The organism is Pelosinus sp. IPA-1, assembly GCF_030269905.1.
GTDB lineage: Bacteria > Bacillota > Negativicutes > DSM-13327 > DSM-13327 > Pelosinus.
In genome coordinates, this window is the sequence record NZ_BSVC01000013.1 from 1 (window position 1) to 23,436 (window position 23,436).

40 protein-coding genes are annotated in these 23,436 nt (G+C 40.1%); all 40 read left to right on the plus strand.

What is annotated here, in order from left to right:
• Positions 1–328: EF-Tu C-terminal domain-related protein (locus QSJ81_RS23485; protein ID WP_502929681.1), on the plus strand; the 328-nt coding region annotated here is incomplete at its 5' end.
• A gap of 153 nt (positions 329–481) precedes the next feature.
• Positions 482–793: a 30S ribosomal protein S10 gene (gene rpsJ / locus QSJ81_RS23490; RefSeq protein WP_007937730.1), complete on the plus strand. Its 312-nt coding sequence runs from the start codon at positions 482–484 to the stop codon at positions 791–793.
• Positions 794–807: 14 nt separating this feature from the next.
• Positions 808–1,449, plus strand: coding sequence for a 50S ribosomal protein L3 (gene rplC / locus QSJ81_RS23495; RefSeq protein ID WP_285719772.1), 642 nt, complete (start codon positions 808–810; stop codon positions 1,447–1,449).
• Between the two features lie 80 nt (positions 1,450–1,529).
• Positions 1,530–2,159, plus strand: coding sequence for a 50S ribosomal protein L4 (rplD, locus tag QSJ81_RS23500; protein WP_285719773.1), 630 nt, complete (start codon positions 1,530–1,532; stop codon positions 2,157–2,159).
• Positions 2,159–2,446 carry a 50S ribosomal protein L23 gene (rplW, locus tag QSJ81_RS23505; RefSeq protein ID WP_038667732.1) on the plus strand — a complete coding sequence of 96 codons (288 nt, stop codon included), beginning with the start codon at positions 2,159–2,161 and terminating at the stop codon, positions 2,444–2,446. Before rplD ends, rplW begins: the two co-directional genes overlap by 1 nt.
• A 30-nt stretch (positions 2,447–2,476) precedes the next feature.
• A complete protein-coding gene (gene rplB / locus QSJ81_RS23510) occupies positions 2,477–3,304 on the plus strand; it encodes a 50S ribosomal protein L2 (RefSeq protein ID WP_285719774.1) in 828 nt (275 codons plus the stop codon).
• Between the two features lie 50 nt (positions 3,305–3,354).
• Entirely contained in the window at positions 3,355–3,636 is a 282-nt protein-coding gene (rpsS, locus tag QSJ81_RS23515) for a 30S ribosomal protein S19 (protein ID WP_038667738.1), read from the plus strand.
• A 32-nt stretch (positions 3,637–3,668) separates the two neighbouring features.
• On the plus strand, positions 3,669–4,001 hold the full coding sequence (gene rplV, locus QSJ81_RS23520; RefSeq protein WP_285719775.1) for a 50S ribosomal protein L22: 333 nt from the start codon (positions 3,669–3,671) through the stop codon (positions 3,999–4,001).
• A gap of 21 nt (positions 4,002–4,022) precedes the next feature.
• Positions 4,023–4,691 (plus strand): 30S ribosomal protein S3, encoded by a 669-nt coding sequence (rpsC, locus tag QSJ81_RS23525; RefSeq protein WP_038667744.1) that lies wholly within the window; start codon positions 4,023–4,025, stop codon positions 4,689–4,691.
• A complete protein-coding gene (rplP, locus tag QSJ81_RS23530) occupies positions 4,691–5,146 on the plus strand; it encodes a 50S ribosomal protein L16 (protein WP_038667748.1) in 456 nt (151 codons plus the stop codon). The genes rpsC and rplP overlap by 1 nt, the downstream gene beginning before the upstream one ends.
• Complete coding sequence (gene rpmC / locus QSJ81_RS23535; protein ID WP_038667751.1) at positions 5,136–5,333, plus strand: 50S ribosomal protein L29; 198 nt, start codon at positions 5,136–5,138, stop codon at positions 5,331–5,333. The genes rplP and rpmC overlap by 11 nt, the downstream gene beginning before the upstream one ends.
• A 70-nt stretch (positions 5,334–5,403) precedes the next feature.
• Positions 5,404–5,661 carry a 30S ribosomal protein S17 gene (gene rpsQ, locus QSJ81_RS23540; RefSeq protein WP_038667753.1) on the plus strand — a complete coding sequence of 86 codons (258 nt, stop codon included), beginning with the start codon at positions 5,404–5,406 and terminating at the stop codon, positions 5,659–5,661.
• A 69-nt stretch (positions 5,662–5,730) separates the two neighbouring features.
• Positions 5,731–6,099 carry a 50S ribosomal protein L14 gene (gene rplN / locus QSJ81_RS23545; protein ID WP_038667756.1) on the plus strand — a complete coding sequence of 123 codons (369 nt, stop codon included), beginning with the start codon at positions 5,731–5,733 and terminating at the stop codon, positions 6,097–6,099.
• A 17-nt stretch (positions 6,100–6,116) separates the two neighbouring features.
• Complete coding sequence (rplX, locus tag QSJ81_RS23550; RefSeq protein ID WP_285719776.1) at positions 6,117–6,449, plus strand: 50S ribosomal protein L24; 333 nt, start codon at positions 6,117–6,119, stop codon at positions 6,447–6,449.
• A gap of 25 nt (positions 6,450–6,474) precedes the next feature.
• On the plus strand, positions 6,475–7,014 hold the full coding sequence (rplE, locus tag QSJ81_RS23555) for a 50S ribosomal protein L5 (RefSeq protein ID WP_038667762.1): 540 nt from the start codon (positions 6,475–6,477) through the stop codon (positions 7,012–7,014).
• A 14-nt stretch (positions 7,015–7,028) separates the two neighbouring features.
• The gene (locus tag QSJ81_RS23560; RefSeq protein ID WP_038667765.1) at positions 7,029–7,214 is read left to right on the plus strand and encodes a type Z 30S ribosomal protein S14; all 186 of its coding nucleotides are present in this window, start codon (positions 7,029–7,031) and stop codon (positions 7,212–7,214) included.
• A gap of 24 nt (positions 7,215–7,238) precedes the next feature.
• Entirely contained in the window at positions 7,239–7,637 is a 399-nt protein-coding gene (gene rpsH, locus QSJ81_RS23565; RefSeq protein WP_038667767.1) for a 30S ribosomal protein S8, read from the plus strand.
• 25 nt (positions 7,638–7,662) lie between these two features.
• A complete protein-coding gene (gene rplF, locus QSJ81_RS23570; RefSeq protein ID WP_285719777.1) occupies positions 7,663–8,214 on the plus strand; it encodes a 50S ribosomal protein L6 in 552 nt (183 codons plus the stop codon).
• Positions 8,215–8,239: 25 nt separating this feature from the next.
• A complete protein-coding gene (gene rplR / locus QSJ81_RS23575; protein WP_285719778.1) occupies positions 8,240–8,602 on the plus strand; it encodes a 50S ribosomal protein L18 in 363 nt (120 codons plus the stop codon).
• 18 nt (positions 8,603–8,620) lie between these two features.
• A complete protein-coding gene (gene rpsE, locus QSJ81_RS23580; protein WP_285719779.1) occupies positions 8,621–9,121 on the plus strand; it encodes a 30S ribosomal protein S5 in 501 nt (166 codons plus the stop codon).
• A 12-nt stretch (positions 9,122–9,133) separates the two neighbouring features.
• Positions 9,134–9,319 carry a 50S ribosomal protein L30 gene (rpmD, locus tag QSJ81_RS23585; protein ID WP_038667776.1) on the plus strand — a complete coding sequence of 62 codons (186 nt, stop codon included), beginning with the start codon at positions 9,134–9,136 and terminating at the stop codon, positions 9,317–9,319.
• Positions 9,320–9,339: 20 nt separating this feature from the next.
• Complete coding sequence (gene rplO / locus QSJ81_RS23590) at positions 9,340–9,780, plus strand: 50S ribosomal protein L15 (protein WP_038667779.1); 441 nt, start codon at positions 9,340–9,342, stop codon at positions 9,778–9,780.
• The gene (secY, locus tag QSJ81_RS23595) at positions 9,781–11,037 is read left to right on the plus strand and encodes a preprotein translocase subunit SecY (protein WP_285719780.1); all 1,257 of its coding nucleotides are present in this window, start codon (positions 9,781–9,783) and stop codon (positions 11,035–11,037) included.
• Positions 11,038–11,051: 14 nt separating this feature from the next.
• On the plus strand, positions 11,052–11,699 hold the full coding sequence (locus tag QSJ81_RS23600) for an adenylate kinase (RefSeq protein ID WP_285719781.1): 648 nt from the start codon (positions 11,052–11,054) through the stop codon (positions 11,697–11,699).
• A 2-nt stretch (positions 11,700–11,701) separates the two neighbouring features.
• Positions 11,702–12,448 carry a type I methionyl aminopeptidase gene (gene map, locus QSJ81_RS23605; RefSeq protein ID WP_285719782.1) on the plus strand — a complete coding sequence of 249 codons (747 nt, stop codon included), beginning with the start codon at positions 11,702–11,704 and terminating at the stop codon, positions 12,446–12,448.
• A 12-nt stretch (positions 12,449–12,460) separates the two neighbouring features.
• Entirely contained in the window at positions 12,461–12,745 is a 285-nt protein-coding gene (locus QSJ81_RS23610; RefSeq protein WP_038667791.1) for a KOW domain-containing RNA-binding protein, read from the plus strand.
• 24 nt (positions 12,746–12,769) lie between these two features.
• The gene (gene infA, locus QSJ81_RS23615; protein ID WP_007937682.1) at positions 12,770–12,988 is read left to right on the plus strand and encodes a translation initiation factor IF-1; all 219 of its coding nucleotides are present in this window, start codon (positions 12,770–12,772) and stop codon (positions 12,986–12,988) included.
• A gap of 75 nt (positions 12,989–13,063) precedes the next feature.
• Positions 13,064–13,177 (plus strand): 50S ribosomal protein L36, encoded by a 114-nt coding sequence (rpmJ, locus tag QSJ81_RS23620; RefSeq protein ID WP_007937679.1) that lies wholly within the window; start codon positions 13,064–13,066, stop codon positions 13,175–13,177.
• 14 nt (positions 13,178–13,191) lie between these two features.
• Positions 13,192–13,566 carry a 30S ribosomal protein S13 gene (rpsM, locus tag QSJ81_RS23625; protein ID WP_285719783.1) on the plus strand — a complete coding sequence of 125 codons (375 nt, stop codon included), beginning with the start codon at positions 13,192–13,194 and terminating at the stop codon, positions 13,564–13,566.
• Positions 13,567–13,580: 14 nt separating this feature from the next.
• Complete coding sequence (gene rpsK / locus QSJ81_RS23630; protein ID WP_007937671.1) at positions 13,581–13,973, plus strand: 30S ribosomal protein S11; 393 nt, start codon at positions 13,581–13,583, stop codon at positions 13,971–13,973.
• Positions 13,974–13,999: 26 nt separating this feature from the next.
• Positions 14,000–14,635, plus strand: coding sequence for a 30S ribosomal protein S4 (rpsD, locus tag QSJ81_RS23635; RefSeq protein ID WP_038667797.1), 636 nt, complete (start codon positions 14,000–14,002; stop codon positions 14,633–14,635).
• A 93-nt stretch (positions 14,636–14,728) separates the two neighbouring features.
• Entirely contained in the window at positions 14,729–15,688 is a 960-nt protein-coding gene (locus QSJ81_RS23640) for a DNA-directed RNA polymerase subunit alpha (RefSeq protein WP_285719784.1), read from the plus strand.
• A 14-nt stretch (positions 15,689–15,702) separates the two neighbouring features.
• Positions 15,703–16,041, plus strand: a complete 339-nt coding sequence (gene rplQ / locus QSJ81_RS23645) for a 50S ribosomal protein L17 (protein ID WP_038667803.1) — start codon at positions 15,703–15,705, stop codon at positions 16,039–16,041.
• A 331-nt stretch (positions 16,042–16,372) separates the two neighbouring features.
• A complete protein-coding gene (locus tag QSJ81_RS23650; protein WP_285719785.1) occupies positions 16,373–17,206 on the plus strand; it encodes an energy-coupling factor transporter ATPase in 834 nt (277 codons plus the stop codon).
• A complete protein-coding gene (locus QSJ81_RS23655; RefSeq protein ID WP_285719786.1) occupies positions 17,197–18,054 on the plus strand; it encodes an energy-coupling factor transporter ATPase in 858 nt (285 codons plus the stop codon). The genes QSJ81_RS23650 and QSJ81_RS23655 overlap by 10 nt, the downstream gene beginning before the upstream one ends.
• 1 nt (position 18,055) lies before the next feature.
• Complete coding sequence (locus QSJ81_RS23660) at positions 18,056–18,856, plus strand: energy-coupling factor transporter transmembrane component T family protein (RefSeq protein ID WP_285719787.1); 801 nt, start codon at positions 18,056–18,058, stop codon at positions 18,854–18,856.
• Positions 18,857–18,894: 38 nt separating this feature from the next.
• A complete protein-coding gene (locus QSJ81_RS23665) occupies positions 18,895–21,114 on the plus strand; it encodes a HelD family protein (RefSeq protein ID WP_285719788.1) in 2,220 nt (739 codons plus the stop codon).
• A 138-nt stretch (positions 21,115–21,252) separates the two neighbouring features.
• On the plus strand, positions 21,253–21,987 hold the full coding sequence (truA, locus tag QSJ81_RS23670; protein ID WP_285719789.1) for a tRNA pseudouridine(38-40) synthase TruA: 735 nt from the start codon (positions 21,253–21,255) through the stop codon (positions 21,985–21,987).
• 217 nt (positions 21,988–22,204) lie between these two features.
• Positions 22,205–22,642: a 50S ribosomal protein L13 gene (gene rplM / locus QSJ81_RS23675; RefSeq protein ID WP_007961573.1), complete on the plus strand. Its 438-nt coding sequence runs from the start codon at positions 22,205–22,207 to the stop codon at positions 22,640–22,642.
• Positions 22,643–22,663: 21 nt separating this feature from the next.
• Positions 22,664–23,056 carry a 30S ribosomal protein S9 gene (gene rpsI, locus QSJ81_RS23680; RefSeq protein ID WP_007937653.1) on the plus strand — a complete coding sequence of 131 codons (393 nt, stop codon included), beginning with the start codon at positions 22,664–22,666 and terminating at the stop codon, positions 23,054–23,056.
• Positions 23,057–23,436: the final 380 nt, after the last annotated feature.

Genomic DNA, 23,436 nt, shown 5'->3' on the forward strand with positions numbered 1-23,436 from the left:
TATCGAGCGCGGTCAAGTATTGGCTAAGCCTGGTACAATTAAACCTCACACAAAATACAAAGCTGAAGTATACGTGTTGTCTAAAGAAGAAGGCGGCCGTCATACTCCATTCTTTACAAACTACCGTCCACAATTCTACTTCCGTACAACAGATGTTACTGGTGTAGTACATTTGCCAGAAGGTGTAGAAATGGTAATGCCTGGTGACAACATTCAAATGTCAATTGAGCTAATTACTCCAATTGCAATTGAAGAAGGTTTACGTTTCGCGATTCGCGAAGGTGGCCGTACTGTTGGCGCTGGCGTAGTAACTGCGATTGAAGCGTAATGAACTTATTGGGGCGGCTATAGTCAGTCGCCCCAATAAAACTGGTTTTTATTCTATAAGTATGCGATGACGTGAAAGGTTGCCTGCAAACTGCAGGGGGAATTTTCACGGAGAATGTCCGTTCTAGAAACTGGGCGATAAGGAGGAAATACAATGGCTAAACAACAAAAAATCAGAATTCGTCTTAAAGCGTATGATCATAAAGCACTTGATCAAAGTGCGGTAAAAATAGTGGACACTGCAAAAAGAACAGGTGCTATGGTTTCCGGGCCAATTCCACTTCCTACGGAGAAAAATATTTTCACTGTCTTGCGTTCACCACATGTCAATAAGGATTCCCGGGAACAATTTGAAATGCGTACCCACAAACGTCTGATTGACATTCTTGAGCCGACTTCCAAGACCGTTGATGCGTTAATGCGTCTGGATCTTCCGGCTGGTGTTGACATTGAAATCAAGCTGTAGGAGGAGGTGTAATAATGGCTAAAGGAATTTTAGGTAAAAAACTTGGTATGACACAAATTTTTACTCCAGATGGTAAAATGGTTCCTGTAACTGTAATAGAAGCAGGTAACAGTGTCGTGTTACAAAATAAAACTGTTGAAAATGATGGCTATAATGCGGTGCAATTGGGTTTTGGCACTGTTAAAGATAAAAGCGTTACTAGCCCAATGAAAGGTCATTTTGCCAAAGCAGGCGTTAAACCTGTTAAGCTTATTCGCGAAATTAGATTAGCTGAAGCGTCTGAATATACTGTTGGTCAAGAAATTGGCGTAGATATATTCGCAGAAGGCGATATAGTTGATGTTACTGGTACTGCAAAAGGTAAAGGTTTTGCTGGTGTTATCAAACGTTGGAACTTTAGACGTGGACCTATGGCCCATGGTTCTAAATCACATCGCGAGCCAGGTTCTATGGGACCTAGGATGAGCGGCGGCGGCGGTAAAGTATTCAAAGGCAAAAAATTACCTGGTCGCATGGGTAATCAAAAGGTTACGATACAGCGCTTAACTGTTGTTAGAGTAGATGCTGAACGGAATTTGATTTTGATAAAAGGCGGTATTCCTGGTCCTAAAGGTAGCTTTATGATGATTAAGAATACTGTAAAACCTAAAAAATAATCTCGCGGGTTCGCTGGTTTGTGGTTAGTAAAGCTCGCTTCAAATCTCGAACCTCGAACCACGAAAGGAGGATGTGCTATATGCCGAAAGTAGCAGTATATGATATCACTGGAGCAAAAACCGGTGAAATGGAATTAAATGATAGCGTTTTTGGTGTTGAAGTTAATGAATCTGTACTACACCAAGCTGTAGTAATGCAGCTTGCTAGTCAACGTTTAGGTACAGCTGCAACGAAAACTAGAGGTCTAGTACGTGGCGGTGGTAGAAAACCTTGGAAACAAAAGGGCACAGGTCGTGCGCGCGCTGGTAGTACCCGTTCCCCAATTTGGGTAGGTGGTGGTACTACATTTGGTCCGCAACCTCGCTCTTATGCATTCAGCATGCCAAGGAAACAACGTCGTCTAGCAATTAAATCTGCTTTAACTGCAAAACTTCAAGATGGAGAATTGGTAGTAGTAGACAGCATTGCTTTTGATGCACCAAAAACTAAAAATGTAATCGACATGTTGAGTAGTTTTAATACTACAAACAAGAAGAACTTAATCATTACTGGTGAAATGTTGGAAAATGTTGAAAAGTCAGCACGAAATATTCCTGGCGTTAAAGCAATTCCCGCTGCTAGTAGTTTAAATGTATACGATCTTTTGTATCATGACAAAGTGTTTGTTACTAAAGATGCAATCACCCGTATTGAGGAGGTGCTAGCCTAATGCAAAATTTGCGCGATGTACTTATTCGTCCGCTTGTTACTGAGAAAACCACTGCTATGATGGAAGAAAACAAATATACTTTCGTTGTACCATTGAGAGTTAATAAAGTTGAAATACGTCAAGCAGTAGAACAAATTTTCAAAGTAAAAGTACTAGCTGTGCACACCGTTCGTGTGATGGGTAAAACCAAACGTATGGGCAAGACACAAGGTAAGCGTCCAGATTACAAGAAAGCAATTGTAAAACTGGCTCCTGGTCAGAATATAGAATTCTTTGAAGGTGTGTAATCTGAAATTTATTAAGAAGGAGGGGCAACAATGGCAGTAAAAAGCTTTAAACCTTATACTCCAAGCCGAAGATTTATGACTGCGTCTAATTTTGAAGAAATTACCGCAGATAAACCAGAGCGTTCGCTAGTTGAGCGTCTACAACAACATGCTGGCCGTAATAACCAAGGTCGTATGACTGTTAGACATCAAGGCGGCGGCCATAAACGCCTGTATAGAATTATTGATTTTAAACGTAATAAAGACGGAATCGTAGCGAAAGTAGCTACTATCGAGTATGATCCTAATCGTTCTGCTCGCATCGCTCTACTTCACTATGCCGACGGCGAAAAACGTTACATTTTGGCTCCTAATGGCCTAAAAGTTGACGATAAAGTTATGAGTGGTCCTGAAGCGGATATTAAAGTAGGTAATGCGTTACCAATCAGAAATATTCCTGTAGGTACTCAACTTCATAATATCGAACTTAAAATCGGCAAAGGCGGACAAATGGTTCGTTCTGCTGGTGCATCTGCACAGCTCATGGCAAAAGAAGGCGAGCATGCACTTTTAAGATTACCATCTGGTGAACAACGTAAAGTGCATATTAATTGTAAAGCAACCATTGGCCAAGTGGGTAACTTGGAACATGAAAATATTACAATTGGTAAAGCTGGTCGTTCTCGTTGGCTTGGCATTCGTCCTGCTAACCGTGGTGTTGCGATGAATCCGATTGATCATCCACATGGTGGTGGTGAAGGTCATTCCCCAGTTGGACGTAAACATCCTGTTACACCTTGGGGTAAACATGCTTATGGTGTTAAAACTCGTCGTAATAAAACATCGAATAAGATGATTGTTAAAAGACGTACGAAGTAATTAAAGCCTGAGTTTACGGGCTAACTGGATAGAGAAGGGAGGCTAATCAAGTGTCCAGATCAATTAAAAAGGGACCTTATGTTCATCCGAGTGTGATGAAGAAAATTGATGCAATGAATGCAGCTGGTGAAAAGAAAGTTATTAAGACCTGGTCGCGTAGTTCTACCATTCTTCCTAATTTTGTCGGACATACCGTTGCAGTACATGATGGACGTAAACACGTACCTGTCTATGTTACTGAAGATATGGTAGGTCACAAACTAGGTGAGTTTGCACCTACTCGCACATATAAAGGGCATTCTGGTTCGGAAAAATCCACATCATTACGGTAATGTGGTGAAAGTTACTGGAAGGGGGTTAGTATATGGAAGCTAAAGCAATTGCAAGACACATTCGCATTGCTCCACGTAAAATTCGAGTTGTTATTGACTTGATTCGTGGTAAAAACATTGGTGAAGCTTATGCAATCTTAAAAAATACGCCAAAAGTTGGATCTGAAGTATTATTAAAAGTACTCCAATCGGCGATTGCAAACGCAGAACACAATTTTGATATGAATTCCGACAAACTTTACGTTTCTGCAGCGTATGTTGACCAAGGACCTACATTAAAACGTATTCATCCGCGGTCACGTGGGCAAGCTTTTAAAATTTTAAAACGCAGCAGTCATGTAACAGTTGTTGTAAACGAAAGATAACTAGCGAAGGAGGGAAACAAAGTGGGTCAAAAAATTCATCCTCATGGGTTACGCCTTGGGATCATTAAGACTTGGGATGCTAAGTGGTATGCTGGTAAAGATTTTGCTGATAATTTGCATGAAGATATTAAAATTCGTAAATTTATCAAAACAAAAGCTTTCACCGCTGGTATATCCAAAGTAGTTATTGAACGAGCTGCTAACCGTGTTAAAGTTGTTATTCATACTGCAAAACCTGGTATGATCATTGGTCGTGGTGGCGCCGGTATTGAAGAATTGAAAAAGAACTTAAAAACGCTTACTGGTAAGCAGGTTGATATAAACATTGCGGAAGTTAGACAACCAGATATGGATGCTCAATTGGTTGCAGAAAATATTGCAGCTCAATTGGAAAGACGTATTGCTTTCCGCCGTGCTATGAAGCAATCGATCCAACGCACTATGCGTATGGGCGCAAAAGGTATTAAAGTAATGTGTGGCGGTCGTTTAGGCGGCGCTGAGATTGCTAGAAGTGAAGCTGCCCGCGAAGGTAGTATTCCTCTTCACACTCTTAGAGCTGACATTGACTATGGTACAGCTGAAGCTCATACTACTTATGGCTTAATTGGCGTAAAAGTATGGATTTATAAAGGCGAAATTTTGCCAGAAGTAAAAAAAGCCGCTGCCGCTGTTGAAGGGAGCGAAAAATAATGCTACTGCCAAAAAGAGTGAAACATCGTAAACAATTCCGTGGTCGTATGAAAGGTAAAGCCCAAAGAGGCAATACCGTAAGTCATGGCGAGTTCGGTTTGGCAGCGTTAGAACCAGCTTGGATTACTAACCGTCAAATTGAGGCTGCTCGTATTGCAATGACTCGCTACATTAAACGTGGCGGTAAAGTTTGGATTAAAATATTCCCAGATAAACCGATTACAGCAAAACCTGCTGAAACTCGTATGGGTAGTGGTAAAGGTTCAACCGAATACTGGGTAGCAGTCGTTAAACCAGGTCGTGTAATGTTTGAAATGGATGGCGTTAGCGAAGAAGTGGCTAAAGAAGCTATGCGCTTAGCTGCTCATAAACTTCCTATTAAAACAAAGTTTGTTAAACGGGAAGCTGTTGCTGAACCGCAAGAAGAAGTGGGTGGTGAAGTACATGAAGGTTAAAGATTTCCGTGAAATGAACGCAACTGAACTTAACCAGAAAATAGCTGTACTTAAAGAAGAATTATTTAACCTCAGATTTCAACTAGCTACTGGTCAGTTGGAAAATCCTATGCGGATTAAAGAAGTTAAAAAGAGTATTGCTAGAGTTAAGACAATTCAGCGCGAACAAGAAATGAAACAAGCGTAGCGTTCTAATAAACGTTCTTAAGTAATAAAGCCGTTAATAGTAAGTAAGAACGGAAGGAGGCTAATTGGACGTGAGTGAAAGAAATGACCGTAAGGTTAAAATAGGTAAAGTAATTAGCGATAAAATGGATAAAACCATCGTTGTAGCTATTGAACGTTTGGAACAACATCCTCTTTATAAGAAATCAATAAAGAAGACTGTTAAATTTAAAGCTCATGATGAAAACAATGATAGTCATATTGGCGATATTGTAGAGATCATGGAAACTCGTCCGCTGTCTAAAGATAAGCGCTGGAGAGTTGTGGAAGTTATTGAAAGAGCTAAATAAGTGAGGTTTGGAGTTCGCAGTTCGAAAAATTGAACCTCGGACCTCTAACCTCGATAAGGAGGGAACAGGATGATTCAACAACAAACAATCCTTAATGTTGCTGATAACAGCGGTGCGAAACAAATCATGTGCATCAGGGCATTAGGCGGTTCTTACCGTAGATATGCTAACATTGGTGATGTTATTGTTGCAGCAGTAAAAGCTGCTTCTCCAGGCGGTGCAGTTAAAAAAGGTGATGTAGTAAAAGCCGTAGTAGTTCGTTCAAGAAAAGGCTTACGTCGCCCTGATGGTTCTTACATCCGCTTTGATGAGAATGCCGCAGTTATTATTAAGGAAGATAAAAGCCCTAGAGGGACTCGTATATTTGGGCCAGTAGCGAGAGAACTGCGTGAGAAAGATTTTATGAAGATTATCTCGCTGGCGCCGGAAGTAATCTAAGTTAGGAGGTATCCGGAATGTCAGAAGCGAAAAAATTACACGTCAAAAAAGGCGATAAAATTGTTATTTTGTCTGGTAAAGATAAAGGAAAATCAGGCAAAGTAATCCAAGCATTGCCGAAAAAGAGTAAAGTTGTAGTGGAAGGTCTTAATACAGTAAAACGTCATACAAAACCTTCACAAAACTTGCCTCAAGGCGGAATTATCGTAAAAGAAGCTCCGTTACATTCAGCAAAAGTTATGCTGGTGTGCCCTGCTTGCGATAAACCAACACGCATTAAAAAAACGTCTCTTGCAAGTGGAGCATTCGTTCGTACTTGTAAAAAATGTGGCGAAGTTATTGATAAATAATCACGCAGAAAGGAGGTAACTACACTTGTCCAGAATGAAAGAAAAGTATAGTGATGAAGTAGCCAAAGCGTTAATGGAAAAATTTGGTTACAAAAACATTATGGAAATTCCTAAAATTGAAAAAGTGGTTTTAAATATGGGCGTAGGAGAAGCAGTTAGCAATCCTAAAGTCCTAGATGTTGCAATCAATGATATGACGATTATTGCCGGTCAAAAACCAGTAGTAACTCGTGCAAAAAAATCAATTGCTGCATTTAAAGTCCGTGAAGGTATGCCAATCGGCGCTAAAGTTACCCTGCGTGGGCAACGTATGTATGAGTTTTTAGATAAACTATTAAACATTGCATTACCACGTGTTCGCGATTTCCGCGGCGTTAGCCCAAAATCTTTTGATGGTCGTGGTAACTATTCTATGGGGATTAAAGAACAATTAATATTCCCTGAAATTGAGTATGACAAAGTGGATAAAGTTCGTGGTATGGATATTATTATCGTAACCACTGCGAAAACGGATGAAGAGGCACGCGAACTGTTAAAGCTTATGGGCATGCCGTTCAGTGCGTAAAAGGAGGGACACTCGTGGCCAAGAAAGCATTAATTGAAAAATGGAAGCTCGAACCTAAGTTTAGCGTGCGTAAGCACAATAGATGTAAGGTCTGCGGTCGTCCACATGGTTACTTACGTAAATTTGAAATGTGCCGTATTTGTTTTAGGGAATTGAGCTATAAAGGTGTCATTCCTGGGATAACTAAGGCTAGCTGGTAGATTACAGGAAGGAGGTAATGTTAAATGGTAATGACCGATCCAATTGCAGATATGCTTACTCGTATTCGTAATGCAAACTCGGTTTATCATGATAAAGTAGAAATTCCTGCTTCAAAAATTAAGCAAGCGATTGCTCAAGTTCTAAAAGCAGAAGGCTTTATTAAGGATTTTGAAATTGTTAAAGATGATAAACAAGGTGTGCTAAGAGCAAGTTTAAAATATGGACCTAATCGTGAAAAGGTAATTACTGGCATTAAACGTATTTCAAAACCTGGATTGCGTGTATATGCAAGAAAAGATCAAATGCCCCGCGTATTGGGTGGCCTAGGAGTTGCAATTATTTCAACTTCTAAGGGAATTATGACTGATAAGCAAGCTCGCCGCGATGGACTTGGTGGCGAAGTATTAGCTTTCGTCTGGTAATTTTTGTAGTTAAGGAGGTGCACATATGTCAAGAATCGGTAGAATGCCGATTGCTATTCCTGCCGGCGTAACTGTTACGATTGGCGAAGGCAATTTGGTATCTGTAAAAGGCCCTAAAGGCGAATTGACTCGTGCCATTCATAAAGATATGATATTGGAACTAGAAGACAATACCCTTGTTGTAAAAAGGCCTTCAGATGAAAAACAACATAGATCATTGCATGGTTTGACTCGTACCTTATTGTCCAACATGGTAACTGGTGTTACTCAAGGTTTCACAAAAACTCTTGAAATTGTTGGCGTTGGTTACAGAGCAGCAAAAGTAGGTAACAAAGTAGCATTAACATTAGGTTTCTCTCATCCTTTAGAAGTTGAGCCTCCTACTGGCATGTCTCTAGAAGTTCCTGCTCCAAACAAAATTGTTGTTTCTGGTATTAATAAAGAAGATGTTGGCGCGTTAGCAGCTAAAATCCGTAAGTATAGACAACCTGAACCTTATAAAGGTAAAGGCGTTCGTTATGAAGGTGAAGTTGTTCGCCGTAAAGTAGGTAAAGCAGGCGGTAAAGGTAAGAAGTAGATTTTAAGCGAAAGGAGTGACCACTTTGCTTCGTAAAGGAATTAAGAATGAGGCTAGGCAAAAACGACATTTACGTGTACGTAAACTTGTTTCAGGTACTGCAGCAAGACCACGTTTAAATGTGTTTCGTAGCTTAAGTCATATTTATGCTCAAGTTATTGATGATGTTACTGGTACTACTTTGGTAGCGGCTAGTACTATGGATAAAGATTTAGGCCTAACATATGGCGGTAATACAGAAGCAGCTAAGGCAGTAGGTGCAGCAGTTGCAACACGTGCATTAGCAAAAGGTATTAACAAAGTGGTATTTGACCGTGGTGGTTATATTTATCATGGTAGAGTAGCAGCTTTGGCCCAAGCAGCGCGTGAAGCAGGGCTGGAATTTTAAGCAAAAGGAGGTAAATGAATGTCCAGAATTGATTACACAACTCTCGATTTAAAAGAGAAAGTTGTATTCATAAACAGGGTTGCTAAAGTAGTAAAAGGCGGTCGCCGTTTTTCCTTTAGTGCGCTAGTTGTTGTTGGTGACGAAAATGGTCACGTTGGAGCTGGCTTAGGTAAAGCTGGTGAAGTGCCTGAAGCAATCAGAAAAGGTGTGGAAGATGCTAAAAAGAACTTAATTAATGTTCCTTTAGTAGGCACCACTATTCCTCATCAAATTGTAGGTGTATTCGGCGCTGGTAAAGTATTTATGAAACCTGCATCAGAAGGTACTGGTGTTATTGCTGGTGGTCCAGCACGTGCGGTACTTGAACTTGCCGGGATTCATGATATCTTAACTAAATCCCTTGGTTCTTCTAATGCTAATAACATGGTACGTGCTACTTTAACCGGTTTGAAGCAATTGAAACGTGCTGAAGAAGTAGCCGCACTTCGCGGTAAAACCGTTCAGGAACTTTTGGGTTAAGGAGGAATTATAATGGCAACACTCAAAATCACTCTTACCAGAAGCCTGATCGGCAGACCAGAAGATCAACGAGCTACTGTAAAGGCTCTGGGGCTTAAGAAAACAAATACTTTCGTAATGCAACAAGATACTCCAGTTATCCGCGGCATGGTTCGCAAAGTGGAGCATTTAGTTACGGTTGAAGAAATACAAGACTAATTAGAGAGGAGGCGCTAATAATGAAATTGCATGAATTAGCACCTACGCCTGGTTCAAAGAAAGTGCGCACTCGTGTTGGTCGCGGCTTGGGTTCAGGTCTTGGCAAAACATCGGGTAAAGGTCATAAAGGTCAGAATTCTCGCGCTGGCGGCGGTACTCGTCCTGGTTTTGAAGGCGGTCAAATGCCTCTTTACCGTAGATTGCCAAAACGCGGTTTTTACAACAAATTTGCAAAAGATTATGCAGAAGTAAATATTTCTGACTTGAATCGTTTTGAAAATGGTTCAGTTGTTGACCCTGTAGCTTTAGTTGAAACTGGTGTATTGAAAAATGTTCGTGACGGCGTACGTATCTTGGGTAACGGCGAACTGACAAAATCACTTACTGTTATTGCTAACGGCTTCACTAAGTCAGCTGAAGAAAAAATTATAGCAGCTGGCGGAAAAGTTGAGGTGGTCTAAGTGCTTTCTGCTCTGTCCAATATACTAAAGATCACTGAGCTTAGACAAAAGGTAGTTTTTACCCTAGCCATGTTTTTAGTATTCAGAGCTGGAACGCATATTCCAGTTCCTGGAGTAGATGTTTCTGTTATTGAACAAATGTTTTCTAGTGGTAACCTGTTTGGTTTACTAGATTTGTTTTCTGGTGGAGCATTGAGTAAGTTTTCTATCTTTGCAATGAGTATTACACCCTATATTAATGCTTCTATTATTATGCAGCTGATAACTGTTGTTGTTCCAACCTTTGAACAATGGTCTAAAGAGGGCGAGGAAGGTCGTAAAAAGTTAACACAAATTACTCGTTACGGCACCGTTCTTCTAGGATTTATTCAGGCAATTGGTATGGCAATTGGACTGAAAGCCGCAATTATTAATCCAGGCATTGCTTCTACGATATTGATTGCATTGACACTTACAGCAGGAACTACTTTCCTAATGTGGCTTGGAGAGCAAATTACTGAAAAAGGTATTGGTAATGGCATTTCGCTAATTATCTTTGCCGGGATTGTATCAAGATTACCTGATGGTTTGTATATGTTATATCAATATCTTGCCGCAGGTACCATTAATCTCTTCAATGTATTGTTATTCGTAATTATTGCTGTGGCCATGATTGTTTTGGTAATTGCCATTACACAAGGTCAACGAAGAATTCCGGTACAATATGCTAAACGAGTAGTTGGTCGTAAAACCTATGGTGGTCACTCTACTCACATTCCGCTGAAAGTAAATCAGGCGGGAGTTATACCAATAATCTTTGCGTCATCCGTGCTGATGTTTCCAGTAACTATTGCCCAGTTTGTTGATATTCCCTGGGTAAAAACCGTGGCAGGCTGGTTTGCGTGGGGTACGCCGCTACAAACAACATTGTATGCGCTACTCATTATTTTCTTCACGTATTTCTATACTGCGGTTACTTTGAACATATCGGATATGGCAGAGAACATGAAAAAATACGGTGGTTTTATTCCAGGACTGCGCCCGGGTAAACCGACTGCTGATTATTTGGATCGAGTCATGACCAGAATCACCCTTGCAGGTTCAGTGTTTCTTGCAGGTATTGCCATACTGCCCAACTTTATTGCAGCTGTGACAAATATTCCAGGGTTAAATTTTGGCGGTACCGCCCTTTTAATTGTGGTAGGCGTGGCACTTGACACAATGAAGCAAATAGAGGCCATTGTTCTAATGCGTCACTATCAAGGCTTTATGAAGTAGGGAGGTCGCTTCGCATGTATATCCTGTTAATGGGACCGCCTGGGGCTGGTAAAGGTACACAGGCGGCTGAATTAGTTGCAGAGTTTCAAGTCCCCCACATATCAACAGGCGATATGTTTCGTGCTGCTGTAAAGGAAGGAACTGAACTTGGCAAACAAGCGAAAGCTTGTATGGATGCTGGGCAACTAGTACCTGATAGTATCACTATTGGGATAGTAAAAGAAAGACTGGCTAAACCCGATTGTCATAAAGGTTTTATTCTAGATGGGTTCCCGCGTACAATTGAACAAGCGAACGCTTTAGATGGTACACTGGTTGAACTCGGAATAAAACTAGATCGTGTAGTAAACATCACTGTTCCTACGGAAGATTTAATTAGTCGCATGACAGGGCGTCGTATCTGCAAAGGTTGTGGCGCTACCTTCCATGTATTATTTAATCCTTCTACAGTTGACGGTAAATGTGATAAATGCGATGGTGAATTATATCAACGTGCTGATGATACGGAAGAAACGGTTACAAAGCGTTTATCCGTATATAACGGTCAGACGAAGCCATTAATTGAATACTATCAAGACAAAGGTCTTTATAGCGAAATTGATGGACGTCAAGCGATCGATAAGGTATTTTCTGATATAGTTCGCAGCTTGAGGGGCGAGTAGGTATGATCATCCTTAAATCAGAGCGGGAAATCAATTACTTGCGTGATGCAGGTAAGATAGTGGCTGAAACACTAGCTGAAGTTAAAAAAGCTGTTAAGCCCGGAGTTACTACGCTAGATCTGGATCAGATCGCCGAAAAATATATTAAAAGCCGTGATGCTATCCCTGCTTTTAAGGGATACCATGGTTTTGCAGGAAACATTTGTTCTTCAATAAATGAAGAAGTAGTACATGGCATTCCAGGATTAAGAAAGTTAAAAACTGGAGATAATGTTAGTATTGATATTGGAGCGGTAATAAATGGATACAATGGTGATGCCGCGATTACAGTGCCTGTTGGTGAAGTAGATGCTGAAGTGCAAAAGCTTTTGGATGTTACAGAAGAGTCTTTGTATAAGGGTATTGAACAAGCCGTCATAGGCAATCGTCTAAGCGACATTTCCCATGCCGTTCAGGTTCACGCAGAACAACATGGATTTGGTGTAGTGCGTGATTATGTTGGGCATGGCATTGGACGGAGTATGCATGAAGATCCTCAAGTGCCAAATTATGGCGCTCCTGGCCGTGGTCCACGATTAAAGGCTGGTATGACCTTGGCCATAGAGCCGATGGTCAATCTGGGCACATATGAAGTAAAGACACTTGACGACGGTTGGACGGTTGTAACTCTTGACGGCAAGCGCTCAGCGCATTTTGAACATTCAATTGCTATCACGGATGGTAAGCCGGAGATTCTAACTAAGTTATAGGGGGCAGCTCTGGTGTCAGTCGTGAATATATCAATGGGGCAACTTGTTACTAGTGTTGCCGGACGTGACCAAATGCAAGTTTATCTTGTAGTTGGGATTAAAAATAATAAAATTCTCTCACTGGTTAACGGTAGAGAACGAAAAATAGCTAATCCCAAACAAAAAAACATCCGGCATGTTAATGTTCTTAAATCGATTGCCAAAGGTCTGGCGGAAAAACTTCAATCTGGAATGAAAATTACAGACGAAGAAATCCGCCAAGCCATTCAGGTTTTATACAAGCCAGATAATCTGTGATAAGCGGACTAGGAGGGATATCTCGTGTCCAAGCAAGATGTAATTGAGGTTGAAGGTACGGTTGTCGAAGCCTTGCCTAATGCTATGTTCCAGGTCAAACTGGAAAATGAGCATGTCGTATTGGCGCATGTATCAGGTAAGATCCGCATGAACTTTATCCGGATTTTACCTGGGGATAGAGTAACTGTAGAGCTTACGCCTTATGACTTAAAGCGTGGCCGTATTACCTACCGTTTCAAATAGCGGATTCGTAAGGTAAGTGCTTCGGTATCAATCGATAGCGCGAGTTCGTGAATATATGAAAAGGAGGACTGGCAAATGAAAGTGAGACCGTCGGTCAAACCCATTTGTGAAAAATGCAAGGTAATTAAACGTAATGGACATGTAATGGTGATTTGTGAAAATCCTAAACATAAACAAAAGCAAGGATAGGAGGTGTACTATAGATGGCACGTATTGCCGGAATAGATTTACCACGTGATAAAAGAATCGAAATATCTTTAACATATATTTATGGTATCGGTCTTAAAACTTCAAAGGATATCTTGGCACTTACTGGGATTAATCCTGACACACGTACTCGTGACTTAACCGAAGAAGAGGTTGTCAAATTACGTGATGCTATTGATAAAAACCTTAGAGTTGAAGGCGACTTGCGTCGTGAGCAGTCACTTAACATTAAGCGTCTGATTGAAATCGGCTGCTATCGTGGTAAACGTCATCGTATGGGTCTTCCTGTACGTGGTCAACGTACTAAGACGAATGCCCGTACTCGCAAAGGTCCAAAACGGACTGTTGGAGCGAAAAAGAAAAAAGCGTAGAGGAGGGATAAAGATTGGTTGCTAAGAAAGCTATTAGACCAAAAAGAAAAGAACGTAAAAATATTGAGCATGGTCAAGCACATATTCGTTCTACTTTCAATAATACAATTGTGACTATTTCCGATACAAAGGGTAATGTTTTGTCTTGGGCTAGTGCGGGTGGACTTGGATTTAGAGGTTCACGTAAAAGCACTCCATTTGCTGCACAAATGGCAGCAGAAACAGCTGCTAAAGCTGCAATGGAACATGGACTTAAACAAGTTGAAGTTTTTGTAAAAGGACCTGGCTCAGGTCGGGAAGCAGCCATTAGATCACTACAGGCATCTGGTTTAGAAGTAAGTTCTATTAAAGATTGTACGCCTGTACCTCATAATGGATGTCGTCCACCTAAGCGTAGAAGAGTATAAGAAGTTTCGGGAGGTGTTAAATATACATGGCTAGATATACAGGACCTGTTTGTAGACAATGCCGTCGTGAAGGCACAAAATTATATCTAAAAGGCGAAAGATGCTATACGGACAAATGTTCAATAGCTAAACGTGCGTATGCACCTGGTCAACATGGCCAAGGCCAAACACGTAAAAAAGTTTCAGAATATGGAATTCAATTGAGAGAAAAACAAAAAGCACGTCGTGTTTATGGTATTTTGGAAACTCAATTCCGTTCTTATTTTGACAAAGCTGATCGTCAAAAAGGTATTACTGGTGAAAACTTACTAGTATTACTTGAAAGAAGATTGGATAATGTGGTATATCGTCTTGGTTTCGCAGCAAGCCGTACGCAAGCTAGACAATTGGTTCGCCACAGACATTTCACTGTTAATGGAAAGAGAGTAGATATTCCATCTTATTTAATTAAACCAGGTGATGTAATTGCAGTACGCGAAAGCAGCAAAGAATCACCATTAATTAAAGAAATTACAGAATCTCTTGCTCACAAAACAGTGGCGCCTTGGTTGGAAAGACCAACTCAAGATGTAATGAATGGAACAGTATTGCGTTACCCCACTCGTGAGGAAATTGATACTCCAATTCAAGAGCATCTGATTGTCGAATTGTACTCTAGATAATCAAGGTATGCTTTTTGAAAAAAGTCCGAATGTATGCCCTCAACCGTGGGTATGGCGTAACTTAATTGTACGCAAAGAGGAGGGTTTTTCCAAATGATCGAAATCGAAAAACCGAAGATTGAAATAGTAGAGCTTAGTGAAGACAGCCGTTATGGCAAGTTCGTCTGCGAGCCACTTGAACGTGGTTATGGTACAACACTTGGCAACAGTTTGCGTCGTATATTGCTGTCCTCCCTGCAGGGGGCCGCAATTACAGCCGTCAAAATTGAGGGTGTTCTTCATGAGTTTTCTACTATCCCTGGTGTTCGGGAAGACGTTACCGACATTATCCTGAATTTGAAAACATTGCGCTTAAAAATGTACAGCGACGAACCAAAGACATTGAGGATTGAATGTTTAACTGAAGGGGAAGTTACAGCAGGTGATATTATTGCTGACCCAGATATTGAAGTTCTAAATCCAGAATTGCATTTGGCAACCGTTGATGCAAGCGGTTCTCTTAAAATGGAAATAACCGTAGAACGTGGTCGTGGCTATGTTCCTGGCGACAAGAACAAAAAACCAGATCATGTGATTGGTATTATTCCTATTGACTCCATATTTTCACCTATTCAGAGAGTTAATTATCAGATCACAGATACTCGTGTCGGGAACGTCACTGATTATGATAAATTAACGCTGGAAGTATGGACCGACGGAAGTATTCGTCCGGAAGAGGCTGTTAGCAAATCTGCTAGTATTATGGTAGCTCATTTGAAGCTATTTCAAAACTTAGCAGGTATTATTCCTGAGGAAGATAGTATGGATGGCACTTTTACCGAAGTGGTAGAAGAGGGCAATTCCAAAATTATGGATATGACCATTGAAGATTTGGATCTATCTGTACGTTCTTACAACTGCTTAAAGCGGGCAGGAATTAATTCTGTAGCAGATTTAGTGCAAAAATCCGAAGATGACATGATGAAGGTTCGTAACCTTGGTCGTAAATCGATGGAAGAAGTAAAGAAAAAATTAATCGAGCTAGGTCTTGGACTTAGCGAAGAGGAAGAATAAAGGGAGGGAAGAAAATGGGCTATAGAAAGTTAGGACGAGACTCTAGCGCACGTAAAGCGTTGTTTCGCAGCATCTTGACTTCCTTCTTTGCAAACGAGCGTATTGAAACAACAGAAGCAAAAGCAAAAGAAATCAACGGTCTTGCTGAAAAGATGATTACTTTGGCTAAGCGCGGTGACTTACATGCTCGCCGTCAAGTGTTATCAAGCCTCATGGATGAAGAAGTAGTTACAAAATTGTTTGACATAATTGCCCCTAAATATGCTACGCGTCAAGGCGGTTATACCCGTATTATGAAATTGGGACCGCGTCGTGGAGATGCAGCACCAATGGTAATATTGGAACTGGTCTAACGTTTGCAATTGGGCCAGGTGACAAAGGCATATACTTGGCCTCGTCGCCTGGTTATTGTGGTTTATAGGGAAAAGGCGGCCTTTACGGGCCGCCTTTATTTCTAAGTGAAAGTGTATATATTTTTTGAGGATAGAGCGATGGGGGACAAAATGATTGAACCACAGAGGTACAGAGAACACAGAACGAATCTATTCGATAGTGTTTTCTGATTTTTGGGGTTAATTATATTTTGTATTCTCAGCGTTCTCTGCGCCTCTGCGGTTCAAAACGTTCTATGTCTTAGAGAATTTGAAGTGATTTCACTATCATTTCGATATAAAGGGGAACGATATGGGAGAGTTTATAACAGTGAAAGATATGTGCCATACCTATGCTAGCCATGAAGGTGAACAAGTACAGGCACTTGATCATATAAACGTATCAATTGCTAAGGGCGAATTTGTCGCCATTATTGGCACAAATGGTTCAGGTAAATCGACTTTAGCGAAACATTTCAATGCACTTTTAGTTCCTACAGAGGGACAATGTATAGTAAATGGGCTAACTACTATCGACCCTGACCATGTTTGGAAAATTAGACAGGCAGTTGGTATGGTGTTTCAAAATCCGGATAATCAAATTGTAGCTACGATAGTAGAAGAAGATGTTGCATTTGGTCCCGAAAACTTAGGGGTAGAACCAGCTGAAATTCGTATTCGAGTAGCTGAAGCCTTAAGAGACGTAGGTATGGAAGAGTATCGTAATCATAGTCCTCATTTGTTATCTGGAGGTCAAAAACAACGTGTGGCGATTGCTGGTGTGCTTGCCATGCGTTCTAACTGTTTGGTATTAGATGAACCAACAGCTATGCTAGACCCTCAGGGGAGACGGGAAGTATTATCCACAGTATTAAGACTGCATCGTGAGCAGAAAATAACAATCGTATACATTACTCATTTCATGGAAGAAGCAGTAGCCGCTGACAGAGTCATTGTCATGGGACAGGGAAAAGTTGTTATGGAAGGTACTCCCAAAGACGTATTTAGTCAAGTAACTCTCTTAAAGGAATTAGGTCTAGATGTGCCTGTAGCAGCAGAACTCTCTTACCATCTAAGGCAACGTGGTATAAGGATTCCAGAGACAGTGATAACAGACGAGGCATTGGTGGTGGCTGTATGTCCATAAAATTACAAGATGTGACGTATGTGTATATGTCAAAAACTCCTTATGAAAAAACAGCAATTAAAAAAATAAATTTAGAAATAAAACGAGGCGAATTTGTAGCGATTATTGGTCATACTGGATCAGGCAAATCAACACTCGTACAGCATTTAAATGGTTTATTAAAACCTACATCAGGTACAGTTAGTATTGATGGGGAAAATATTCATAGTAAAGGACCAGCAGCAGGGCAAGCTAAACGCAGTGTAGGCATGGTATTTCAATACCCTGAGCACCAATTATTTGAAGAAACCGTATATGAAGACATTGCTTTTGGCCCGCGTAATCTTGGCATACCAGAAGAGGAAATCGATGAGCGGGTGAAAAAGGCCCTTTCCTTTGTCGGTCTTGATTTTGATAAGTTTGCTAAGCGTACCCCTTTTCAGTTAAGTGGCGGTCAAATGAGACGTGTAGCTATTGCTGGAGTTGTTGCTTTAGAACCACAATACCTAATATTAGATGAACCATCAGCAGGCCTTGATCCAAGGGGACGTGATGAGATTTTTAGTCAGATTATCAATCTATCCCAGGCTACAGGAATTACTGTTGTATTAGTTTCACACAATATGGAAGATGTGGCACGGATGGCGAGTCGTCTTTTGGTAATGAAGGATGGGGAAATTAGTTTAGATGGATCGCCTAAAGATATTTTCTCTGACTGCCAGGCAGAGTTGCAAGAAGCAGGTGTTGATGTACCTCCTCTTACCATACTTATGAATAAATTTAGGCAGCATGGTCTACCTGTTGATGCGACTGCAATAACAATGGATGTTGCAGCAGACAGTGTATATAATGCCGTGAGGAGGGGTTAATTTGTTGAAAGATATTATGTTAGGGCAATACTTTCCAGGAGCTTCTTTCATACACTTATTAGATCCTCGAACTAAAATTATTAGTACCTTATTATTTATTAGCAGTATTTTTTTGGCCGATAATTATCAGGCATATTCTATACTAGCTGTTTTTGTTGGGGTCATAATATTATCCGCAAACATACCTCTTACCATGATGCTGCGTTCATTAAAGCCATTATGGATGATTATTGTACTGACCTTACTTATTCATATTTTTACGACACCAGGAAATGTATTATATACCATGGGCCCCCTAGCGGTGACGCATGAAGGAGTACGGCAGGGGATTCTTATGACCATGCGGCTTGTTTTTTTAATTATGGTATCTTCTTTATTAACGTTTACGACATCTCCTATTGCTTTGACAGATGGCATTGAAAGATTGCTCAAACCTTTCAAGAAAATAGGACTTCCCGCACATGAATTAGCAATGATGATGACCATTGCTCTACGCTTTATTCCTACATTACTTGAAGAGACGGATCGCATTATGAAAGCCCAAATGGCCAGGGGGGCTGATTTTTCTTCGGGAAATATAGTGCGGCGTGCTCGCAATATGATACCCTTATTAGTGCCCTTATTTATCAGTGCTTTTCGGCGTGCCGATGAATTAGCGACAGCTATGGAAGCTCGATGTTATCGGGGGGGAGATCAACGGACTCGGATGAAAGAATTACAGATCGAAGGTAGAGACTGGTGGGCTTATGGAATACTATGTTTAGTCATCGGAATTCTAGTTACAATAAAAACATATAGATAATAAACTCTGTACTTTTAGCCGAAAGGGCAGGAGGTTATATGGTTAAAGACCATCCAGATTATGCATTAGAAAAAGAGCACTTAGAGAAGACATTGCGTGAAATGAATGAAATTATCTCTTCATTAGAAGCAGATATTGAGAAACGAACGCAGCAGATGCGTATATCATTAGAACATAAAGATAAAATTAGCACCTATGTTCATTCTATGATGAAGAATGATGATGGGGAAAAAATTTATGATATACAAGAATCTTTGGACAGTCCCTATTTTGGTCGGGTTGATTTCAGGGAAGACGATACAGAAAAATATGAGAGTTTTTATATTGGCCGAGTAAAAATTACTCGGTTAGATATTCTTACAATACAAGATATATTAGTTTTTGACTGGCGGGATCCTGTGGCCACTATCTTTTATGAGTGTCAAGATGGAAGAGCCAGTTATGACGTATTAGATCGTTATCATTATAGTGGCGATGTGAATTTAAAACGGCAATATAAAATTGTCCGAGGTATATTAGAAAAGATATCTGATGATTATATTTTTGATCAACTGGCTTCCCGTCAAAAGGAGGCTTTACTTGCTGATCCCTTTTTAACGGAACGCTTACTACAAGGTACTAGCAATAAGTTAAAGGATATTGTTACATCCATTCGGGCAGAACAAAATAAAATTATCCGCGAAACCTTACATCAAATTATTATCATTCAAGGAGTGGCAGGATCGGGGAAGAGTACAATTGGCCTCCATCGATTATCCTATCTTTTATATAATGAAAAATTAGACCCACAAAAGATGATGGTCATAGCTCCTAATAAATTATTTCTTGATTATATTTGTGAATTACTGCCAGAGATTGATGCAGATGATGTTAGACAATTAACTTTTGCGGATGTAGTAACCGAAATTACTCAAACCACCTTTTCTATTAAGCAGGATGAAAAAGCCCAACTCTTTTTGGAAAGTAAGGTACAAGATAGTAGGCGGGAACAGTTAGGAGCCGTTGCGAAAGTAAAAGGCTCTCTAGAATTTATGCAAGTTTTAGAGGCATGGATCGAGAAAAAGATAGAAAAATTTTGTGTAAAATTGAAAGAAATCCGTCTGTTTGATGATAAACTTCTCATTACAAAAGAACAGCAGATTGAGAAATTCATGGAAGGCAGTACGTCGAGTACTCCTTATAACGAAAGAGTAAAGACCTTAACTGGTTATATTCAATTTAGGTTGAGGAATTTTCTCGAAGTATTAGAAATCGAACAACAGCGTAAAGTAGGTAGTACTGACAAGATCTATGAACAATACACAAAACAAGCAACGCAATTTCTAGCTAGTCACTTTTTAAAGTGGTCTTGTGATGATATTATAGCTTCCTATATTGAAGTCTTTAGTAATAAAAGTATTTTTAAACCGTTTAAGAAGAAGAACTATGATATTCCTTTTATTACAGAGTATTCTTTAGGGATTTTGCAGGAGGGAAAAGTCGAAAGAGAAGACTTAGCACCTCTTTGTTATCTGACCTACTTGGTGAGCGGCTGGAATCATATAACGAAATATGAACATATTGTGGTGGATGAAGCGCAGGATTTAAATGCCTTAGAATTTATGATACTCAAGCTATTATCTAAAAATAGCTCCTTTACGATTATGGGAGATATATCCCAAGGAATTACCTCTTACCGGAGTATTGAGAGCTGGCAAGTATTGATGAAAGAAGTATTTGCTGATGTAAAATCTGTCTATCGTGAAGTTAACTATAGCTATCGCTCTGCACGAGAAATTGTCGAATGCTTTAATAAGGTTATGCCCAAAGGGCATTCCGCTGCTATTCCCGTATATGAAATAGGCAAAGATCCAGTATACCAAGAGGTAAAAACAGAGGATGAGACTGTGGCGGCGGTAGAAGATGCCATAAAAGAATTTAAAGAGAGAGACTGTAAATCCATCGGGATTATTACTAAATTAGAAAGTAGCAGCATTTCCTTATACAATGCACTTAGGGAAAAGGGAATGGATCAGGAGGATCTGCATTTAATCACCAGTGATACCCTTTCTTATCAAGGCGGTATTTCGATTCTTCCAGTTGGCTTAGCCAAAGGATTAGAATTTGATGGTGTCATTATGTGCAATGCATCGGATAAGGAGTTTAAGAATAATAACTTCGATGCAAAGTTACTATACGTAGCTTTGTCTCGTCCATTGTATTATTTACATATCTTATATCGTGGTAATCTTACACCCTTGTTAATGGGGAAAGTTTAGGATAACGATTAAACACAGAGAGCACAGAGACGTGTATTACCCCTTTGTGTTCTCTGTGTCCGCGTAAGCGGCTCTGCGTCCTCTGCGTTTAAAAAAAATTCCTTAAGTTATATATAGTGAGTGACGAGGTGTGTAAATATGCGTAATATTAAATTAACAATGGCTTATGATGGGACAGCCTATCATGGCTTTCAACGTCAGCTAAATGCCATTGGCATACAACAAGTACTAGAAGATAAATTGGCGAAAGTATTCGGCCACACTTTTCGAATTCATATGGCTGGCAGAACAGACGCTGGGGTGCATGCTTACGGGCAGGTGGTCAATTTTAAGACTAGCTGCACAATCCCAGTAGATCGTATTGTAATTGCATCCAGAAAGGTACTGCCTTATGATATTGTAATTACACATGCAGAAGAAGTTCCAGACAGTTTTGATGCTCAGTACAGTGCGAAAAGTAAAATCTATGTTTATAAAATTTATCAGCATACGGTGCCCAATCCTTTTTTGCGAAATTTAATTTGGACCATTCCTCAGACCTTAAATGTCGCAGCTATGGAACAAGCGATGCAAATTATCTTGGGAACTCATGATTTCTCCGCTTTTCGTGCTTCTGGCGGATCCTCTGTCAGCCCAGTTCGTACTATTATGGAAGTGAAATGCCAGTTGCAGGATAAAGTATTAGAGCTTTCCTTTTGGGGCGATGGCTTTTTGTATCATATGGTGCGTAACTTAACAGGTACCTTAGTGAATGTGGGCTTAGGAAGGACTTCTGAAGAAGGGTTTAAGGCTATATTAGAGGGACGAGATAGGAAGAAGGCAGGGGCTACAGCACCTGCTCATGGGCTCTATTTAAAAGAAGTGTTCTACTAAATTAAGTTAGGGCAAAAACTTGAAATCTGTGGGTAATTTCTTTTAAAATGTGGATAACTCAAAAAAAAGTGATTTTACATGACGATAATTCTTGACAATGGGCAGGGAATTTAATACAATGTTTTTATGAGATTTATGCCATGACTTCCGTTAGCCCCGGAGCTCAAGGATACAAAATCAATTTTTTTTGTAATGTTGTGACAAGGAGGTATATCGCATGAAAACATTTATGGCAAATGCTGCCACCATAGAACGTAAGTGGTATGTTGTAGATGCTGAAGGTAAAACTTTAGGTAGATTAGCTGCCGAAGTAGCAAAAGTTCTTCGCGGCAAACATAAACCGACTTTTACTCCGCATGTTGATACTGGTGACCATGTTATCGTTATCAACGCAGATAAAGTAGCATTAACAGGTAAAAAATTAGTGCAAAAAACTTATTTCCGTCATTCTGGTTATGTAGGTGGAACTACATTCGTTACTGCTGGCAAAATGCTTGCGGACAAGCCAGAAAGAGTGCTTGAGTTGGCTATTAGGGGTATGTTACCTAAGAACCGTCTTGGCCGCCAAATGTATCGTAAATTGCAAGTATATCGTGGTGCTGAGCATCCGCATGCTGCACAATTACCTGAAGTATTAGAAATTAACGTAAGATAATCCGGAAAGGAGGAACATATTATGGCATTGGTTACTTACTACGGCACAGGTCGCAGAAAAACCTCGGTTGCCAGAGTTCGTCTGGTTCCGGGTGAAGGCAATATTCTAGTTAACGACCGTACTATTGCAGAATATTTTGGTCGCAAAACATTAGAACTTATTGTAAAACAACCGCTTAATTTGACAGAAACTCTTGGCAAATATAATGTACTAATTAAAGTGGAGGGCGGCGGTCCTTCAGGACAAGCTGGCGCTGTTCGTCACGGTATTTCTCGTGCATTACTTAAAGTGGATGCTGAGTATCGCCCATCTTTGAAAAAAGCTGGTTTCCTTACTCGTGACCCACGGGAAAAAGAGCGTCGTAAATACGGCTTGAAGAAAGCTCGTAAAGCGTCTCAGTTCTCAAAACGTTAATATTTACAAAACGGAAACCCCTACAAACTCAGTGTTTGTGGGGGTTTTGTTGTTTTTAAGAGCAAAATTTTTTCTATTAGTGATTAATGAATATTGGGTTGGTTGCATTTTAGACTTTCTGGTGTTGGTGCACTAGGCAGTCTTTTTAATTTTAAGTGCCTTTCCGCAATATTAATTTTATTAGATTTTCTAGCATTTATTTAAACTAAATACACTGCAATCAACCTGTTCTGTCAAAAGTTAATCAATACCTGAGTCCTGTTCAATACAGAATCTAAGCCTCATTATTATATTATTTAACCTTCGAGGGCACTTAAAAAATTGGTAGGGCGCTGCTTTTCTCCAGAACTTTAATATTTATTTTGTCAACTCTTGGTAAA

What these genes read in the sequence shown, in the direction of transcription:
- QSJ81_RS23640 (WP_285719784.1), top strand. Translation starts at nt 14,729, where the DNA reads ATGATCGAAATCGAAAAACCGAAGATTGAAATAGTAGAGCTTAGTGAA.
- rplO (WP_038667779.1), top strand. Translation starts at nt 9,340, where the DNA reads ATGAAATTGCATGAATTAGCACCTACGCCTGGTTCAAAGAAAGTGCGC.
- rpsE (WP_285719779.1), top strand. Translation starts at nt 8,621, where the DNA reads ATGTCCAGAATTGATTACACAACTCTCGATTTAAAAGAGAAAGTTGTA.
- rplV (WP_285719775.1), top strand. Translation starts at nt 3,669, where the DNA reads ATGGAAGCTAAAGCAATTGCAAGACACATTCGCATTGCTCCACGTAAA.
- rplB (WP_285719774.1), top strand. Translation starts at nt 2,477, where the DNA reads ATGGCAGTAAAAAGCTTTAAACCTTATACTCCAAGCCGAAGATTTATG.
- QSJ81_RS23650 (WP_285719785.1), top strand. Translation starts at nt 16,373, where the DNA reads ATGGGAGAGTTTATAACAGTGAAAGATATGTGCCATACCTATGCTAGC.
- rplP (WP_038667748.1), top strand. Translation starts at nt 4,691, where the DNA reads ATGCTACTGCCAAAAAGAGTGAAACATCGTAAACAATTCCGTGGTCGT.
- rpsI (WP_007937653.1), top strand. Translation starts at nt 22,664, where the DNA reads ATGGCATTGGTTACTTACTACGGCACAGGTCGCAGAAAAACCTCGGTT.
- rplX (WP_285719776.1), top strand. Translation starts at nt 6,117, where the DNA reads ATGTCAGAAGCGAAAAAATTACACGTCAAAAAAGGCGATAAAATTGTT.
- rpmJ (WP_007937679.1), top strand. Translation starts at nt 13,064, where the DNA reads ATGAAAGTGAGACCGTCGGTCAAACCCATTTGTGAAAAATGCAAGGTA.
- QSJ81_RS23600 (WP_285719781.1), top strand. Translation starts at nt 11,052, where the DNA reads ATGTATATCCTGTTAATGGGACCGCCTGGGGCTGGTAAAGGTACACAG.
- rplD (WP_285719773.1), top strand. Translation starts at nt 1,530, where the DNA reads ATGCCGAAAGTAGCAGTATATGATATCACTGGAGCAAAAACCGGTGAA.
- QSJ81_RS23655 (WP_285719786.1), top strand. Translation starts at nt 17,197, where the DNA reads ATGTCCATAAAATTACAAGATGTGACGTATGTGTATATGTCAAAAACT.
- rpmD (WP_038667776.1), top strand. Translation starts at nt 9,134, where the DNA reads ATGGCAACACTCAAAATCACTCTTACCAGAAGCCTGATCGGCAGACCA.
- rplN (WP_038667756.1), top strand. Translation starts at nt 5,731, where the DNA reads ATGATTCAACAACAAACAATCCTTAATGTTGCTGATAACAGCGGTGCG.
- rpsJ (WP_007937730.1), top strand. Translation starts at nt 482, where the DNA reads ATGGCTAAACAACAAAAAATCAGAATTCGTCTTAAAGCGTATGATCAT.
- rplC (WP_285719772.1), top strand. Translation starts at nt 808, where the DNA reads ATGGCTAAAGGAATTTTAGGTAAAAAACTTGGTATGACACAAATTTTT.
- rplF (WP_285719777.1), top strand. Translation starts at nt 7,663, where the DNA reads ATGTCAAGAATCGGTAGAATGCCGATTGCTATTCCTGCCGGCGTAACT.
- rplM (WP_007961573.1), top strand. Translation starts at nt 22,205, where the DNA reads ATGAAAACATTTATGGCAAATGCTGCCACCATAGAACGTAAGTGGTAT.
- rpmC (WP_038667751.1), top strand. Translation starts at nt 5,136, where the DNA reads ATGAAGGTTAAAGATTTCCGTGAAATGAACGCAACTGAACTTAACCAG.
- QSJ81_RS23665 (WP_285719788.1), top strand. Translation starts at nt 18,895, where the DNA reads ATGGTTAAAGACCATCCAGATTATGCATTAGAAAAAGAGCACTTAGAG.
- map (WP_285719782.1), top strand. Translation starts at nt 11,702, where the DNA reads ATGATCATCCTTAAATCAGAGCGGGAAATCAATTACTTGCGTGATGCA.
- rplW (WP_038667732.1), top strand. Translation starts at nt 2,159, where the DNA reads ATGCAAAATTTGCGCGATGTACTTATTCGTCCGCTTGTTACTGAGAAA.
- truA (WP_285719789.1), top strand. Translation starts at nt 21,253, where the DNA reads ATGCGTAATATTAAATTAACAATGGCTTATGATGGGACAGCCTATCAT.
- rpsD (WP_038667797.1), top strand. Translation starts at nt 14,000, where the DNA reads ATGGCTAGATATACAGGACCTGTTTGTAGACAATGCCGTCGTGAAGGC.
- rplQ (WP_038667803.1), top strand. Translation starts at nt 15,703, where the DNA reads ATGGGCTATAGAAAGTTAGGACGAGACTCTAGCGCACGTAAAGCGTTG.
- rpsM (WP_285719783.1), top strand. Translation starts at nt 13,192, where the DNA reads ATGGCACGTATTGCCGGAATAGATTTACCACGTGATAAAAGAATCGAA.
- rpsH (WP_038667767.1), top strand. Translation starts at nt 7,239, where the DNA reads ATGGTAATGACCGATCCAATTGCAGATATGCTTACTCGTATTCGTAAT.